Source organism: Epilithonimonas mollis, assembly GCF_900142325.1.
GTDB classification, from domain to species: domain Bacteria; phylum Bacteroidota; class Bacteroidia; order Flavobacteriales; family Weeksellaceae; genus Epilithonimonas; species Epilithonimonas mollis.
On sequence record NZ_FRAM01000003.1, the window covers coordinates 177427 to 195324 of the forward strand.

The following is a 17898-nucleotide window of genomic DNA, read 5'->3' on the forward strand; positions in this document are numbered from 1 at the left end:
AAGAATTTGTTTTTAATACCTGTAAGTCGGAGACGTTATAAATCCATTTAGTTATTATGCCAATGATCCATTTAGTTGATTCTTTGATTCACTTAGTTAAACCATTGATCCATTTAGTTGGGTCATTGATTCATTTAGTTGAGCCATCCTCACGTGTTCATCGGCTTTTCCGGGAATTCTGATTAAAAATTAAAAAATCGAAATTCCTATTAAAAAAGCTTTGGTAACCATCTCAGGATTTTGAAACCTTATACAGCCGGTCGGAGATAATAAAATTTTTCTGTAACATTTGTAATATTAATGAACTAATTTTGTGAGGTTTTAAAAAGACAAAACATCAACACAGTCCCGATTCTATTGGAGCGGAAGGCGTGTTGGAATAGTCAACTGGAATATCTTGTTGCTTCTAAAAATAAAAACATTTGTATGCTGAGAGCAGAACATATCAAAAAAACATACAACGCCGGGAAGAAAATTGCGCTTCAGGACTTCTCGATTGAAGTTCCTACAGCAAGCATTTACGGGCTTTTAGGTCCGAATGGCGCAGGGAAAACATCTTTTATCAGGATCATTAATCAAATTACTCAGGCAGACGAAGGCGACATCTGGATTGATGGTCAAAAACTGAATCCGGAGCATATCCGAAATATCGGATACATGCCGGAGGAACGAGGACTTTATAAGAATATGACGGTGGGTGACCAGCTTCTTTATTTTGGAGAGCTGAAAGGAATGTCCCGACAGGAAGCACTTTCGCAGGCTAAATTCTGGTTTGAACAACTGCACATCGACCAGTGGTGGAAGAAAAAACTGAGTGAACTGTCCAAAGGGATGGCGCAGAAAATCCAGTTTGTGGTGACAGTGTTACATCGTCCTAAACTCTTGATTCTGGATGAGCCTTTTTCGGGTTTTGACCCTGTGAATGCGAATCTCATCAAGGATCAGATCATCCGTCTGAAAAATGAAGGAACGACAATTATCCTGTCGACGCACCGAATGGAAAGTGTAGAGGAAATGTGTGATTTTGTAGCCCTCATTAATAATTCTAAGAAAGTTCTGGATGGGAAAGTTTTTGATGTACGAGAGCATTTTAAACAGAATGTTTTTTCAGTGGTTCTTTCTGATGTGAACTCTGAAAATCTGGAAGAATTAAGCCGAAAATACCAAATCGAGACGATAGGAAATGCTAACGGTCTTTTCAATTTTGAGCTAAAAAATACTGAGAATCAAACAATCCTTTTGCAAGACCTGCTGAAAACCGGAACGATACGGACTTTCAATGAGAAGATCCCGAGTATGAATGAGGTTTTCATTAATGCCGTTAAGGGTTGATGGGTTATCGGTTGATAGCTGACGGATTTTAATTTTTACTTAATACTTTTTACAACAAGAATGAAAAATATATATCTCATTACCAAAAGAGAATTTCTGACGCAGGTTAAGAAAAAATCTTTTATTATCCTGACACTTCTTGCGCCTCTTTTGATTGTTGGATTTGGAGCTCTGATTGGTTTCATGTTCAAAGCCAACGAGGCAGAATACCATTTCGAAGTGGTTGACAAAAGCGGGATTTTCGCAGGTCAATTGAAATCAACGAAAGATATTACTTACACTTTCGTTCCGGCCAATACTGAAAATACTTTGGTTAAAAACCTGAAAAACCTGAAAGGTTCGGACGGTATCCTCATCATCCCAGAACTGAAAGATAAGAATTTTGATGCGCTGGAAAACGGAACAAAGTTGTTTACCAATAAAAAAATCGGTGTCGATACCAAATTAGCTGTTTCTGCAGATCTCAGCAATATCCTCAAAAAGGAAAAGATCAAAATGCTTGGGATTTCGGAAGACAGAATCGTGAATCTTGATAAAGGTTTCAAAATCATTTCTCAAAACGTCACGGAAAGTGACCGCCCAGAAAGCGACCTTGCTTTCGGCATCAAAACGGCGTTGAGCCTCGGATTGATGTATGTGGTTTTTATGTTCATCATTATTTATGGTGTTCGTGTAATGAGGAGTGTTTTGGAAGAGAAAAACAACCGTGTTGTGGAAATCATTATCTCCTCTGTGAAGCCTTTTGAGTTGATGATGGGAAAAATATTGGGTGTGACTTTGGTGGCTTTGACACAGTTCATTATTTGGATTGCGATGTCTGTGACTGCAGCTTTTTTCCTCAATACAGGATTTGCGGCGATGCAGAAAAATATGCCTGCTGAACAAAGCGAAATAATGAAAAATATGGATTTTCAGCAAATCGCGACGGAAGTTTCACATGTTCTTTTGGATATGAATTACGTAGGAATCATCAGCGTTTTTGTATTTTTCTTCTTGTTTGGATACATCTTTTACAGCTCCATGTATGCAGCCATTGGAAGTGCGGTTGATAATGAAACAGAAACACAGCAATTCACGATGTTTGCGATTGTTCCTTTGATGTTGGGACTTTACGGAAGTTTTACGATTATGAATAATCCGGACGGACCGATGGCTTTTTGGTTGTCAATTATTCCGTTTACGTCGCCGGTTGCTATGATTGCGAGGATCCCTTTTGGTGTTCCGCTTTGGGAGATTCTGTTATCGATTTTCCTTTTGATTGCTTCTACTCTATTGATGGTTTATATTGCTGCGAAAATCTATAGAGTGGGAATTTTGATGTACGGAAATAAGGCGACTTTGAAGGAGATTTGGAAGTGGATTAGAAGCTAATTTCTCTTTATTGATAAATTTGCATTTTATTTGTGGAAAAATTAATCCCGTGAAAAAACTTATTTTATTTACCTTAGCTTCCTTAGTAATTATTTCTTGTAGGAAAGATGATGATGAAAAATCTGAGTCAATGATTGTTGGAACTTGGACTCTGACTAAAAATCAAGTAATGTCAGGGAAAGACAATTCAATTTTGTTCTCCGAAGCTATAACGGATTGTCCAGATAAAAGAACTTACTTATTCTCAGAAAATAATTACACAATAAACAGTTTCAAGGATAATTTCACAGGTTCTTGCATAATAGATGATACAGAAAATGGCGAATTTAATTATGATGAAAATCAGAAGCAAATCACATTCAAATCTACTCGTACAAATAATCCTTACACACTCAAAGTTAACTCTGTCACAAATGATGAGCTACAGTTAATTAATCCTCTTTATTATTATGATGTTGACAATGATGGAATTAATGATAAATTTGTTATGGTATTAAACAAATAAAAAAACTCCTCAGAACATTCTGAGGAGTTTTTGTTTTATTTCTTTCTCTTAGCTTTAGATTTTGCTTTTTGTTGCGCTCTGTTTGCACCAAATTTTTTAGGTGCTTTTCGCTTGCTCGGACCACCAAGATTGATTTTTTTGTTCTTGTCTTTTTTCTCGTGGAAAGCAGATTCGCCTTCGTTGAGTTTTGCCGTAGTCAGGAATTTCATTTTTACCTCGTCCTGTTCAGAAGCAATTTTCACTTTAGAAATGGTAACGTCTTGAGGGAAAGTGGATTTTTGGATTTCTTTATCCATCAACAATTCGATATCAAGAAGCTGTCCTTCTTCCTTTTTCGTATAGAAAGTTACTGCGATACCATCTTTGTCTGCACGGCCAGTTCTACCAATTCTGTGAATATATTGTTCCGGAACTTCCGGAACCTCGAAGTTGAAAACGTGTGAAATATCCGGAATATCGAGACCTCTTGCCATAATGTCCGTGGTAATCACACCGCGCAGTTCCTCATTGCTGAATTCCTGCATTACTCTGAGACGGAAATTCTGAGATTTATTGGAATGGATCACACCAAATTCTTCGGGAAACTCGTGGTTTAATTTTTCATAGATCAGATCGGCGTGCTTTTTATTATTAGCGAAAATCAGAATTTTTTCAAGATTATTTTCTGTTTTCAGAAGATGAATCAGTAAATTCAGTTTTGTATTGAAATTTTCTACAGGAATTGCCGTTTGGGCAATTTTCTCCAAAGGCGTTCCTGATCTTGCGAGAGAAATCTCAATCGGACCGGCAAAATATTCGTTCAAAATCTCGTCCAGTGCCTCAGTCATCGTTGCTGAGAAAAGAATATTTTGTCTTTTCTCTTTCATCATTTCGAAGATATGAGTTAGTTGTGGACGGAAACCCAGATTCAGCATCTCATCAAACTCATCGATGATCAGTTTATTAACTTCCTTAAGAGAAATCGCATTATCAATCGACAAATCCATTACTCTTCCCGGTGTCCCAACTAAGATATCACACCCGTCATTGAACAGCAGTTTCTGTGTATTGATATTTTTACCACCATAGATTCCGATAACTCTTGCAGTGATGTTTTCCGTCAGTTTTTCAAGAACTTCGGTAACCTGAACCACAAGTTCTCTGGTTGGAACCAGAATTAACACTGTCGGGTTGCCGGTTTTATTATATTTCCATGTTTTGAGTACAGGAAGCAAGTAAGCTAAAGTTTTACCGGTTCCGGTCTGTGCAATTCCCATTACATCACGACCTGAAAGGATTGGTTTCAGGCTTTTTTCCTGGATTGGCGTTGGCTCAAAAAGATTGAGGTCAGCTAAAACATCAAGAATTTTTTCCGGTAAATCGAAATCTGCAAAAGTGGTTTTCATCCGGCAAAGATATGGATTTTGAAATCAAGGGAAATTTGTATTTTTAATTCAATTTGATTTCCTAAATCGGATATAATAAGAATGTTACAAATATCTTTTTTGTTAACTTTTTCATTGTTTCTAATTAAGCAAATAAAAGCCGATTGATAAATATTGAAAATGATAGAATGTAACTTTTTCTATTCTAAAAATTGGAAGTAAAAACTCTAAGAGTTTGTTCAATTTATTCGAGTCGAAGATACCATCATTAAAAGCAACTGAATTATATTAAAAACATCTTAGAATTCTACTATTTTTTTATAATTTTTTTTGAAATACCATTTTCTAATACTATGAAATATACTCCTATAGGCAAATTTCTAATATCTATATTACTTTTATTAGTAATTGTTCCTTTCATTACTTTGACTCCTAGATAATTATTCACTTCATAGGTAAGAGGTTTACTTATTCCGGTAATGGTTACAAAATCAGAAGAAGGGTTTGGATATAATATTATATTTTCAATAGAACTATTATTTTGGACATTTAAAGTTGAAATTGGCATTTTAATAATTTTATTTTCGCCGTAAACACAAACATATAGATCCGAGTTATTAATAAATAGCCCTGTTGGTTGGGTAATGTTTGTAATTGTATCTATAATTACTGGAGTAGGGTTATCTATATTTACCAATAATATTCTATTATTAGAAAATTCTGATACCAACAATTTATCTTCATAAACAAGAATCTCAGTAGGATTATTAAGTTCTGTCATATAATCCATACGCACTGGATTATCAGAAGAAATATCTAGTTTTGAAATTCTGTTGCCATTGAACTCAGCAACATAAAGATTATTTCCATGTATTGCAATTCCTGTAGGATCACTAAAACCTGATGCTACTATTTTCATAACAGGATTAACTTCAGAGATATCAATTTTCGCTATTGTTCCAGAAACTTCCAAACTAAAATATAAATCATTTCCTTTGATGGCAATACCGTCAGGAGTATCACTAGTTTTAAATAAAGAAACAGGAGTATATATCTGCGAGGTTAAATCTATTTTTACAATTTCACCACCATAAGGATTTGTTACATATAGATAATTGTCTTTAAAAGTAGAACGATAAGTCCCGTTAGTATACCAAACTATACTAGGGTTAGAAATCGTATTGAGAGTATTCTTCAATAAAGACCCTTGATGTTCACCATAAAAAATATCATTATTATATACAAAGAGAGCTGTTGGAAATTTCACATTTTCAACTACTGTAGTTCTTTGTGAACTAAAATAATTTACATTAAAAATGAAAATTAAGATTTTAATGATGGTTAAGTTTTTTTTCATAGGTTTAATTTTTTTATTTTTATTTAATATTTGTCTTAATATAGATTAAATTGATTTTTATTAATAACGAATTTCTTGTAAAATTTATATAAAATGGTTACACTTTTTACTGTATTAAAGAATTACTATTTTGTGAAATTCTAAAAGCCTGTAAAAAAACATTATAAAAAAATAATTATTGGTCATTTACAACGATTACCATTGGTAATTCATATATAATTAATCAATTAAATTCATAATGAAAATACCCTACAAACATTTTTGACAATCAATTGTAATCATTAGTTTTTACTTCTGATCTTCCTTCAAAACGATTCTGAAAGTTGTTCCTTTCCCCACTTCGGAATGAGCAATTCTGACATCGCCTTTGTGATATTCTGAGACAACTCTTTTGGTTAATGACAATCCTAATCCCCAACCACGCTTCTTTGTAGAAAAACCGGGTTTGAAGGCGTTTCGAATCTGTTGTTTTGTCATTCCGCTTCCGGTATCAGTCACATCGATATAGATATTTCTGTTTTTTTTATAGAGTGACAGCTCCAGTTTTCCTTCGCCTTTCATTGCATCGACAGCATTTTTCACAAGATTCTCAATCACCCAGCTCATCAGTATCCTGCTGTGAGGAATGAGGACAGGCTCATAAGTTTTTCTTAGCGTGAACTCGACTCTTGTGGAGATTCGTTTTTTCAGATAATCATAATTCTGCTGCACGGTTTCATTGATATCAAGATCATTCAGTTCCGGAATAGAACCGATTTTGGAGAATCTTTCGGAAATCGTTTTCAGCCGGTTCACGTCCATCTCCAGTTCTTTTATTCCAAGTCCATTCTCATCTTCAAGCTTCATAATCTCTACCCACCCTATCATGGAAGAAAGCGGTGTCCCGATCTGATGCGCCGTTTCTTTTGCCAAGCCTGCCCAAACAAAGCCTTCATCCGTTTTTTTCAAAGTTCTCAGAAACCAGAAGGAAAATGCAAGATATGCTCCTACAAACAATGCGAGAATATATGGATAATAACGGAAATAATTTAGAAGATCCGAGTTATCATAATAGATATATTGATTTTGACCTGATGGCAATTCTACAACAAAAGGATCATAAGAATTTTCCATTTTTCGGATCAGATTCTTCAGTTTCACAGTATCCTGTTCTATCTCTTCCGGGATATTTGCCTGGAAAACCGGAGTCTTTTTTTTGTCAGTAACAACAATTGGCAAATTTGTATTATCCTGCATAACAGCAAGGTACAATTCCTGAATCTTTGGATCTGCTGAGATATCGTCATCCGTATAAGCCTTGAGCGCAGTGCCTATAAGATTGATTTTCTGAATCTCCTGCTTACGAAGCTGATCGATCATCAGAAAAGAAGAAACAGCAATTCCAAAAACAATAGCAGTCAGTATGAAATATACGACCCAGCTATTGATGCGCTTCAGAAAATTAAATCCTTTCATTATTGCTTATAAAACGGCAATTTAGGAATTTATTACATAAAATGAAAAGTTAGCTTTTAGACATTAGATATTGGATTCAAAATCGAAGATTAATGCAGATATTTGTATTCAATTAATTTTAGAAAATGACAACGATCCAAAATACAAAACTGAAGGCTACTTTCAACGAACTTGGTGCAGAATTAGTTTCCCTCATCAATCTGGAAATCGGTAAAGAAATAATCTGGGAAGGAAATGCTGATTTCTGGAGCGGGCAAAGTCCTGTTCTTTTTCCAACTGTCGGTGCTTTGAAAGATGATAAATATATTTTCAAGGGAAAAACTTATGAGTTGCCTCGCCACGGGTTTGCAAGAAAGCGGGTTTTTGCAGCGAAAAAATCCTCTGAAAGTGAAATTATTTTCGAATTGAAATCGGATGAAGAATCTATAAAAATTTATCCTTTCCAATTCAGTTTGGAAATCAAATATACTTTAGTTGAGAATAAACTGACGGTTTCTTACCAAGTGAAAAACCTTTCGGAAAAAGAAATGTATTTTTCTCTCGGCGCACATCCCGGATTTGCGATTGACACAGAAAAAGGCTTGAATTACAGTGATTACGAAATCATTTTTTCTGATGATGAAAAGCTGGAAATCCATCCTTTGGCAGATAATCTTATTAGCAATAAAATAAAAATAATAGAACTTGAAAATAAAACATTGCCTTTATCTTATGAATTGTTTTCCAAAGATGCATTGGTAATGACGACAATGAAAAGTCAGGAATTGATTTTGAGAAACAAAAAGAACAATCATAAAGTTATTTTTTCGTTTTCGAATTTTCCGTATTTCGGGATTTGGGCGGCGAAGAATGCAGATTTTGTTTGTCTGGAGCCTTGGCAAGGCATTGCAGATCTGGAAAATCACAATCAGGAATTGACGGAAAAGTTTGGGATTTTGAAGTTGGAGAAGAATGAGGATTGGAAGGCGGATTGGGCTGTGGAAATTGAATAATTTTTATTGCAAAGTCTCAAAAATTTTATTTCAAGATGCCTTAAAAGTCGCAAATTTTGCCGCTTTATATAAATAACGAAACCCTTTCAGAGTTTGAAACTCTGAAAGGGTTTTTCTTCTATTTTACATTAATGTTGATTTACGTTGAATCCGCAGCCCGACTTGAGCGGAAATCCTTTTTACGCAACGAAGTGGAGTGAAAAGATTGGGAGCGGAAGGCGGATTAAGCTGCCCAAATTATATTATTCTTTATCCAATTTGTTCCAATATTCTAAAATTTTATTTTTTATATTTTCTGGTAACGTTTTTTTTATTCGGCTAAAATAAAAAATTGCAGTTGAAAAATTTCAACTGCAATTTAAAATATTTTTAACCACCCCGTCAAAAATTTATAAAATTTTTGCCACCCCTTCGAAGAGGGGAATTTTCTAAAGTGTTTCTTTTAGCCAATCAAAGAATTCTCTCTGCCAAACCAAACCATTCTGCGGATGAAGCACCCAATGGTTTTCATTAGGGAAATAAAGAAATTTGGTTTTCAGACCTTTCAGCTTTGCAGCCTGGAACGCTTCCTGACCCTGCTCATAAGGAACACGGAAATCTATTCCGCCCTGGATAATCATAATCGGCTTATTCCATTTGTCCACAAAATTACTCGGATTAAATTCTGAATAGGCTTTCGGAGTAGGTTTTTGCCAATAGCTTCCACCTAAATCCCAATTGGCAAACCAGAGTTCCTCTGTTGTTCCGTACCAGGATTTCATATCAAACAAACCATCGTGTGCAATAAACGTTTTGAATCTGTTTTCGTGAACACCAGCCAGCATAAATACGGAATAACCGCCGTAACTTGCGCCAACAGCCGCAACTCTATTTCCATCTACATATGGTAAAGTTTTTGCAAAATCGGTTGCAGACAAATAATCTCTAATTGGTTGTCCGCCCCAGTCGCCGCTGATTTGTTCATTCCATTCAACACCCCAGCCTGGCATTCCGCGTCTGTTTGGCGCCACTACAATATAACCATTAGCTGCCATCAAAGCGAAATTCCATCTTGTGGAGAAAAACTGTGTGAGTGCAGATTGCGGTCCTCCTTGACAATAAACCAAAGTCGGATACTTTTTATTCGGGTCAAAATTCGGCGGATAGTGGAACCAAACGCCCATTTCTTTTCCGTCCGTGGTTTTTACCATTTTCAGTTCGGATTTTCCAGGAATTAATTTTGAGTAATTCTCTTTATTGATATCAGTAATCTGCTTCAAAGAACCTTTTGCATCAACTTCGAACAAATCTGCATTATGATTGATATCAGTTTTTGTGACCCAGAGCTTTCCTTTGTTTTCTAAAACAATATCGTTGATGTCAAAATCGCCTTTTGTCAATTGTTTTACTGATTTGTTCTTGACATCAACCGAAAACAATTGTTTTGTCCCTTTGAAAGCCGACGTGAAATAAATCAATTTGGAATCCGAAGCCCATTTTACATCGCCAGTTACACTTTCGTCCCAGGCTTTAGTCAAATTGGTTTTTGCTTTGGACTTCCAATCCATGATTACGATGTCATTTTTATCCGCTTCGTAACCATCTCTTTCCATAGAGTTCCAAAGCAGGAATTTCCCATCATTGCTGAATTTCGGATTCACGTCGTAACCCATCATTCCTTCTGTCAGATTAGTCGTTTTTCCGGAAGCAAGATTGTAAGCGAAAATATCTGTATTGGTACTTTGAGCGTATTCCGCACCAGATTTTGCTTTCGTTACATAAAGCAATTCCGAAGAATCCGGACTCCAGACAAAATCTTCTGCGCCACCAAATGGTTTCTGAGGTGAGTCAAAAGCTTTGCCTTCTAACAAGTCTTTAACCTTATCAGCAGATTCTGAAACATTCACCACAAAAACGTGATTGTAAGAACCTTCATTCCAGGCGTCCCAGTGACGGTGATTCAGGTCTGTGTAGATCTGAGCGGTTGTTTTTGGTAAGTCTTTGTATTTATCCTTTCCAAGGAGATTCTCTATATGAACTGCTTTGCTAAAAGCAATTTTTTTCCCATCCGGAGAAATCACGATATTATCAACTTCGCCGACATTATAGAATTCTGACCAGGTTTTTCCGGAATCTTTTGACAAGAAAATCGTATTATTTTCAAGAGCATAAATGCCGGTAGTATCCCATTGAATAATGCTTTTCTTTCCTAAATCGATTTTTGTAGATTTTCCTAAGACATCCAGCCAGAAAGCTTCGGAATTGGATTTTTCTGTTTTAAGGTCAGTTTTGCTGATTTTGTAAATCAGGGAAGATTGATCCGGAGAAACGGACTGAACACCAAGCCGGTTGAGTGTCCACATGATTTCCGGTGTCATGACCTGTTGTGCATTCATCATAAAAGGCGCTGTTGCTGCTGCAACTATGAAATGTTTGATTTTCATCTGTTTATAATTATCTTTTGAAAAAACTCGGACGAAGTTATTAAAATATTGTGTAAATTTGAAGGTAACCTATATAAAACTAATTCTTATGAAAAAACTTTTACTCTTTTCTTTGGTGATTGTGTTTCAATCATTTTTTGGACAAATCCAGTTTGAACCTTTTGTCAATCACGATTATCAGCCTTATAAAGCAACTCTGCAAGGAAACGGAACAATTTTTTACACAACTGACGGATCAGACCCAACCACTAATTCTGCCTCGGGTTATCAAAAAGTAGAAATAACGATAAATCAAAATACGCTTATAAAAGCAATATTAAAAGATTATTCTGGCCAACTTTCTGACATTTTATCAAAGAATTTTTATTTTGGTGAATTACCTTCTAAAACGGTTTATTTCAAACCACCATCATCCTGGAATCCAAATTTTGTATGTGTCTGGCCAATGAGAATTGATCCGGGGACATTAGTTGATTATACCATGGCACAACCTATGACAAAAACAAACTGCGAAGGATGGTATAAGTATACTTATGGTTTTTATAAATCTGGATTTACATTTGATAATTGTAGATTATCCGGCTTAGATCCTCTCCTCCAGAGTACTCCATATATTGCAACTGAGAATACAATTTATTACGATTTCACAGACGGACCAATCTCCAACCCGCCGGCTTGTCTTTTGGCGGTAAATGATCCATCAAAAAAAGTAGCTGTTGTAAAGATATTTCCAAATCCGGTTCAGGATTATGTTAATATAGAATCTGACAAAAGCTTTATCGCTTATGAGATCATTGACGGATCCGGAAAACTGATTCTTAGCAAGGATTTTAAATCCTCTAAAATTGATATTAGCAATTTGAAAGCAGGTGTTTACTTCATCAAACTAAAATCATTAAATGACGTAACGAATGTTGTGAAATTTATTAAGAAATAAGTTTTCATTTATTGATTTATAATCCCTATATTTGCGCTTCAAAATTTATTATTAAGACGATACTATGAGCACAATATTTACGCTGTTTATGATTCTTATTATCATTGCTAGCATTCTATTAGTTATCATCATTATGGCACAAAACCCGAAAGGCGGTGGTCTTTCCGGAACATTCGGAGGAACTTCTTCTGCAACATTTGGGGTTCAGAGAACCAACGATTTTATGGAAAAAGCAACCTGGACGTTGGGAACAACAATTGTTGTTTTGATCCTGCTTAGCATTATCCTTACAGGAAAACCTTCGCAAACAGCTCCGGGCATACCGACACCTGTGAAAACTGAAGCACCTGTAAAACAAGCACCTGCTAACAATACGCCAGCTACACAGACTCCGGCAAAATAATTTAAATTATTAAAAATAAAGAAAACGCTTCCAAATGATGGAAGCGTTTTTCTGTTGCAGCTCTAAGAAAACTTATTCTCATCAAAGCATTTTTTCATTAGTATCCGGAAGCATTCTTCCATCTCATCTGATGCCCTGCATATGGCATTCTCCAGCATATTCCTCACCTGTTTTTCTGTAACACCGGCTTCGGTCCAGCTTTTCCCGGCATTGTGAGAATTAAGAATAAAAGGCATGATCCTGTCTATAGCGCATGCAAAGATGGCATCGGGCGTTTCTTCTTCTTCAAATTCTATCCAAAGCTTATAAAACTCTGACGAAAGCGGTTCATCCAAGATTCCGAAGATGTTCTTTGCTGCAAGCTTTTCCCTTTCGAATTTGCCTTTCATTCCTTCTTCATCGAAAAGAAACGTGTCGCCGGCATCGATCTCTACTAGATCATGAATGGATAACATCCTGATGACTCTCAGCAAATTGATATCTGCATTATTCTTAGCATAAGGATAAAGGATCTGAGCGAGGATGATGATCTGCCAGCTGTGTTCCGCAGTGTTTTCTCTTCTGGAGTCGTCTGCATTATAGTTTCTTCTCCGGACGTTTTTCAGGGCATCGACTGCGATGATGAAGTCTATTTCTTTCTGTATTTTCATATTACTAATTTATAATTGTGTTCCGGGTTCTACCTCGCAGGGTTCTTTTCCTTTTTCGAAAATCCTTGTTTGTTCCGGGCCTTCTATTGTGATCTTATTACCGGTTCTTCTTATCCAATTCCCTTCTCTAAGACCTATAACTTTGATATCATTCTGTGTGAGGAATTCCCTGATCCGGGTTTCGCGGGTTTCTCCGTTGTGTCTGATTTCCGGATTGTGGTCGAGGTAATGTGGATTGATATTGAAAGGAACAAGTGCCATACAGTCGAAACTTGGCGGATAAACGATAGGCATATCGTTGGTGGTTTTCATGTTGATGCCCCCGATGTTGCTTCCTGCGCTGCAACCAAGATAGGGTTTGCCAGATTCTACGTTTTGTTTCAGAACAGTCATTAATCCAGATTCGTGGAGGGTTTTCACTAACAGGAATGTGTTGCCACCGCCGGTGAAGAATGCCTGAGCGGAATTGATGGCTTCTGTTTTATCTTCGAACTCGTGGAGACCTTTTATATTGATATTGATTGTTGAGAAGAAGTCTTTTGCTTTCCGGGTATAATCTTCGTGGGAGATGCCGCCGGGTCTGGCGAATGGGATGAAGATGATTTCTGTGATGTCTTTATATAGTAATTCTAATTCCGGTTTTAGATATTCGAGATATTTTCCGCCATAGAGCGTGGATGTGGATGCGAGGATGATGTTCATATTGATATAATTGACAGCAAATTTCGGGAAATGTTTTTTTTAATATGGAATAATCTCTGGAAGATTTAATTTAAATATTATCGTTTTATATTTTTTGAATTTGAAATCACTGAATTATTTCGGATAAGACAGCATGGTTGCCAACAGTAAAATTATATTCTCCAACGCTAATTTTGAAACTGTCATCGGTAGTTTTGTCAAAGACATTGCTAGTGTTATAACTGTGATCGCTATGGGAGAATGGTTTATTCATAAAAAAACCTGCAGAATTAATTGCAGGTTCAAATAAATTTGATTTGATATGAAGAAAAAAGAAATTTTACTTTATTAAAACCTTACGTGACTTCTCATTAGATTTGAAAATATTTTCCTGAAAGCTAAAAAAAAGAATAAGAAGGTTTATTAGTTTAAAATACTAATAATTTAAGCTAAAGGCTATAAATAATAGCCTTTAGTATGATTATTTATCTTAAAGTCCTGTCCAACCGTTAGCCCACAATGGCGTAGCAGTTCCGCTACCAGCGCCGGTAGCATTAGCGTTTTCTGTATATGTACCATCGGCAGCAGGCTGAGCAACAGAACCTGAGGCAGAAGTAATGGTTACTGCTTTTGCACCTACATTATCAAACTTTATGTTTGTAAATTTGCCTTTACCATTAAGATTTGCAATAGTTGTGTCGTGCTGAATAGTAATGGCCGTAGCCCAGCCAGAAAATACGACATTATCTAAGGTAGCTCCGGTTCCAACTCTGAATAAGTTAGTACCTGCTCCTTCGTTATCAGTTGTAGCATAACCGATGAATGTTGCGTTTTTTATTGTTGGGTTAGACATTGGAGTTGCTGTCTGTGTATTCGCATTGTTATCAGCTTCGATTCCTCTGTTTCCAACTGTTGCTGAGGTCCTTTTGCTGTAGATATTGGTTGCTGTACCATTCCAACCTTCTGTCCAGTCGAACCCGTCGTCATCATTATTGACAGAAACAATATTGCTTACGTTAACGGTACCACCGAAAAATTCGATTCCATCATCTGCACCGTCTATTACCGCTACACCATCGATCTTGGTCTGATTACCAACCCCAAAAAGTGATAAACCGTTATATTCCTTGGTATCGCTGAATCTTGCTCCAGCCCATCTGATCTGAGTGTAAGAAATAATTCCGCTATTATCATTTGCAACTGTACCGCCATAAGTTAAGCTGGCAACTTCAGAAGTTGCAGTTGCGCCTGCATTGATTGGGGCTTTACCACAAATTACAATACCGCCCCAATCTGCTTTTTTAGGTGTTGCAGAAGCCGATGAGAAAATCACGGGGTTTGCAGCTGTTCCATTTGAAAAAATCTTTCCGCCCTGTGCAACTGCAAGGTATGTAGAGGTTCCTCCCGAGCAAAGAATTTTAGTTCCTGCAGGAATGGTAAGCTCTGCTCCGTCATTAATGATAACTGCTCCTGTCATACGGTATGTAACTGAAGCATCAAGAACCAATTTATCACCGGACTTCAAGGAAACTTTGAAGTCATTAGGATTGATAGTAACGTTACTAGGATTAGGTGTTATTGTTGTATCCTCATCAGAAGAACAAGAATTAATAACCGTAATTGTTGTTAGTGATAGTGTGCAAAGAACTAATGCACTAGAAATTAATTTTTTCATTTTTAGAAACTTTTTTATTTATTTTTTTTTTGTATGTTAAAATTTATACCCAACATTAACTCCTACTACACTGCCTCTTCTGAAATTATATGGTATATCATTATTAAGGTTTTCTTGTATTCTTTTTATATAAGGATTAAGAAGATTTTTTAGAGACAGTCCAACATTAATATTATTTTTGAAATTGATCTTGGCAGTGAAGTCTAACATATTGATTGGCTTTTGTACTATATTTCCGATTTTACTGGTACTGATAGAGTATATATAATTACCTACATAGGAGTAAGAAATTACAATATCCATATCGCTGCTTTGCCCTAGTTTCTGATTAAGTCCCAGATTGGCATTGGCCACAAAATCTGCTGCTCCCTGAAGCTTATCTTCTTTTTTGTCAAAATTCACAGAAAATACATCTAAGGTTTCTTTCTGCACCTTTTCTTTATCCAACTCCGCTTTAGAATCCATATATGTTGCGTTGACAAATGCATATAATTTTGACCCATTACTAAAACTGAAAATATCTTTTCTGACTTCTGCTTCTAAGCCAAAGACATATGCCCATTTTCCGGCATTGAGATATGAGAAGTAAGGATCAGAAGAATTGATAAATGTTTTTGAGATAGGATCCTGAATATATTTTCCAAAAGCTGTTAAAGAAATAACTTCGCTTGATTTAGGAAAATATTCCCATTTCAAATCCAGATTATTGTTGTCAGATGGTTTTAAAAAAACATTTCCCTGGGTAGTCTCTGTGATGTCAATATAGATATAAGGCGCCATTTCTTTTAACTGAGGCAAAGTATAAGTTCTGGATGCCGCCAATCTTAGATTTTGCTTATCGTTGATAGAGTATTTAATATTAAATGCTGGTAAAAATTTGTTATATTTTTTTTCAAGATTATTTAGTATATCACCTTTTACCACAGTTTCAAATTGAGACTGCCATTCTATGTACTGCCTGATACGGTCATATCTCACTCCTAATTGTACCAAGAATCTATCCGATAATTTATAATCAATATTGGCAAATCCTGAATTTATATCCTGGTCGCCATTGTAGAGTATTGGCTTCATGACATCGGCTTGTCCAAAACTACTGGTTATGGAGAAGAAATTTTTGGAATAATTGTAAGCGTTGAAGACAGAGTCCAAATTGTTAGGATCAGAAACTATCGCAGGTGATGTAACTTCATTGTTCCATTTAAAATCTGCCTGTTTGGAATAAAAGGTTCTTGTCTTGAATCTTCCCTGATAACCGACTGCTATTTTGGATTGATCCGCAAAATTATAATTGAGCGTAACATTTCCCGTATATTCTTTATCATCCAGATTATCATAATAACGGTTGTTAAATCCTGATTCTCGAGCAACAGTATATGTCCCGTCTCCATTCCCGAATAAGGTATTAGTGATTCTATCCGGTCTCTGACTGTTGAGGTAATTGTAACCTGCAATCCAGTTAACAGAAAAGTTGTTTGTCAATTTGTGATCTCCTCCTATTTGGTTGACCAAGACGTTTGTCACTTTATAATCTGCCCTTCTGACATATCCATTATTGGCTTCTGCATAATCTCTTATTTCACCTTCATAGATCTTTGCTTCTTGACTGGTTGAATGGATATAATTCGTAATTAGTTTTAACTGGTGATTTGGATTTATCCTATAGAATAAATTTAATAAACCTGTTGTATTGGTGTTATAAACATACTTCTGAACCTTGTCAAAATCCTTGAAAACAGTTTGCTCGCCAAATTGACCTTCTGCACCCTCTAAATAAGAAAAATTATTATTGAAACCGGCATAGGCAAATGTATTAAGTCTTCCTTGCCCGCCAATTCTGAAGGATTTACCTGCTTGTAAATTAAGTCCCGTATTAATTGGTGTCATCATTGATGGACTGAAAGTATCCTTGAAATTCCAACTGGTCTGATAGTTATAGCCCGAAAGTGCATTTGCAGGAATTTTCTGAACCTTAGTTCCAAAAAAATCAGGCCCATCTTGTAATAAGAATTTATCTGCTTTGGTGTTCTGAAGGTTATAGCCGCTATCCGTTCCAAAAGCAATATATCCTTTACCAGAATATTCCTTTGATACGATATTGATATTGGCACCTCCAAAATCTCCCATTAACCTAGGATTAAAAACTTTTTCCAGGGAGATATAATCTATAACATCTGTTTTCAGCAATGACAAATCGATATTCTTATTTTCAGGATCATCCGATGGCATTACCAGACCATTTAGAGTTGTAGCATTGTAACGGTCAAGAAGTCCTCTTACAGAAATCGTGTTTCCTCCTTCCTGCTTTACCGTTCCTGTCGCTTTGGTCACTGCCGTTGCAACATCACCAACACCCTGCTTGGATAACTGTGCTGCACCCACCCTTTCTATCATTTCGACAGATTTTTTCTGAACCTGGATAATGTTGGCTTCGGAACTTTTTTTAGTATTGCCGATGATTTTCACTTCATCGATTTTCTTTTCACCCTTTAGTGTATCGTGGGTAGATTGTGCCAACAAAACTGTGGTTGACATACAAAGAAACAAAGCACCGATGCTTACTGTTTTTGCTTTCATTTTTACTTTCCTTTTTTCTTCGTTGCCAAAGAAATGCTTTGGAGAGCAATCGGAATGTATAAGAATTTTTAAATAATCTTTAATTAAGCGTTACGAAAAATCATATTATATTAAATCAAGTTTAACAGATTAATAGGTTTTAAAAGTGTGTTCATTATTTGTTAAATTTGCAGTAG

General features: G+C 36.0%; 14 protein-coding genes. 6 read left to right on the forward strand and 8 right to left on the reverse strand.

Going from position 1 to position 17898, the window contains the following annotated elements; translation table 11 throughout:
* Positions 1–426 precede the first annotated feature (426 nt).
* The 3 genes from BUA97_RS13100 to BUA97_RS13110 are packed head-to-tail and all read left to right on the forward strand — an operon-like array spanning position 427 to position 3208.
* Complete coding sequence (locus tag BUA97_RS13100; protein ID WP_072998967.1) at positions 427–1332, forward strand: ABC transporter ATP-binding protein; 906 nt, start codon at positions 427–429, stop codon at positions 1330–1332.
* Positions 1333–1392: 60 nt separating this feature from the next.
* Complete coding sequence (locus BUA97_RS13105) at positions 1393–2703, forward strand: ABC transporter permease (protein ID WP_072998969.1); 1311 nt, start codon at positions 1393–1395, stop codon at positions 2701–2703.
* Between the two features lie 49 nt (positions 2704–2752).
* A complete protein-coding gene (locus tag BUA97_RS13110; RefSeq protein WP_072998970.1) occupies positions 2753–3208 on the forward strand; it encodes a lipocalin-like domain-containing protein in 456 nt (151 codons plus the stop codon).
* A gap of 35 nt (positions 3209–3243) precedes the next feature.
* Here BUA97_RS13110 and BUA97_RS13115 read toward each other — a convergent pair whose 3' ends face one another.
* The 3 genes from BUA97_RS13115 to BUA97_RS13125 all read right to left on the reverse strand — a co-directional run bounded on the left by BUA97_RS13115 (position 3244) and on the right by BUA97_RS13125 (position 7384).
* On the reverse strand, positions 3244–4593 hold the full coding sequence (locus BUA97_RS13115; protein WP_072998972.1) for a DEAD/DEAH box helicase: 1350 nt from the start codon (positions 4591–4593) through the stop codon (positions 3244–3246).
* A 289-nt stretch (positions 4594–4882) separates the two neighbouring features.
* Positions 4883–5929: a T9SS type A sorting domain-containing protein gene (locus BUA97_RS13120; RefSeq protein WP_072998974.1), complete on the reverse strand. Its 1047-nt coding sequence runs from the start codon at positions 5927–5929 to the stop codon at positions 4883–4885.
* 288 nt (positions 5930–6217) lie between these two features.
* A complete protein-coding gene (locus BUA97_RS13125) occupies positions 6218–7384 on the reverse strand; it encodes a sensor histidine kinase (protein WP_072998976.1) in 1167 nt (388 codons plus the stop codon).
* 125 nt (positions 7385–7509) lie between these two features.
* Between BUA97_RS13125 and BUA97_RS13130 the strand changes: the two genes are divergently transcribed.
* Positions 7510–8376 carry an aldose 1-epimerase family protein gene (locus BUA97_RS13130; protein ID WP_072998978.1) on the forward strand — a complete coding sequence of 289 codons (867 nt, stop codon included), beginning with the start codon at positions 7510–7512 and terminating at the stop codon, positions 8374–8376.
* A gap of 428 nt (positions 8377–8804) precedes the next feature.
* Here BUA97_RS13130 and BUA97_RS13135 read toward each other — a convergent pair whose 3' ends face one another.
* Positions 8805–10799 carry an alpha/beta hydrolase family protein gene (locus tag BUA97_RS13135; RefSeq protein ID WP_072998979.1) on the reverse strand — a complete coding sequence of 665 codons (1995 nt, stop codon included), beginning with the start codon at positions 10797–10799 and terminating at the stop codon, positions 8805–8807.
* Positions 10800–10887: 88 nt separating this feature from the next.
* On the opposite strand from BUA97_RS13135, the gene BUA97_RS13140 reads away from it, so the two are divergent.
* A complete protein-coding gene (locus tag BUA97_RS13140) occupies positions 10888–11736 on the forward strand; it encodes a T9SS type A sorting domain-containing protein (RefSeq protein ID WP_072998980.1) in 849 nt (282 codons plus the stop codon).
* A 64-nt stretch (positions 11737–11800) separates the two neighbouring features.
* Positions 11801–12139: a preprotein translocase subunit SecG gene (gene secG, locus BUA97_RS13145; RefSeq protein WP_072998982.1), complete on the forward strand. Its 339-nt coding sequence runs from the start codon at positions 11801–11803 to the stop codon at positions 12137–12139.
* 62 nt (positions 12140–12201) lie between these two features.
* Here secG and BUA97_RS13150 read toward each other — a convergent pair whose 3' ends face one another.
* The 4 genes from BUA97_RS13150 to BUA97_RS13165 form a co-directional block, all read right to left on the reverse strand.
* Complete coding sequence (locus tag BUA97_RS13150) at positions 12202–12789, reverse strand: HD domain-containing protein (protein WP_072998983.1); 588 nt, start codon at positions 12787–12789, stop codon at positions 12202–12204.
* Between the two features lie 9 nt (positions 12790–12798).
* Positions 12799–13491 (reverse strand): dipeptidase PepE, encoded by a 693-nt coding sequence (gene pepE / locus BUA97_RS13155; protein WP_072998984.1) that lies wholly within the window; start codon positions 13489–13491, stop codon positions 12799–12801.
* Between the two features lie 469 nt (positions 13492–13960).
* Positions 13961–15145 carry a hypothetical protein gene (locus tag BUA97_RS13160; protein ID WP_072998986.1) on the reverse strand — a complete coding sequence of 395 codons (1185 nt, stop codon included), beginning with the start codon at positions 15143–15145 and terminating at the stop codon, positions 13961–13963.
* Between the two features lie 36 nt (positions 15146–15181).
* Positions 15182–17722, reverse strand: a complete 2541-nt coding sequence (locus BUA97_RS13165; RefSeq protein ID WP_072998988.1) for a TonB-dependent receptor domain-containing protein — start codon at positions 17720–17722, stop codon at positions 15182–15184.
* Positions 17723–17898 lie beyond the last annotated feature (176 nt).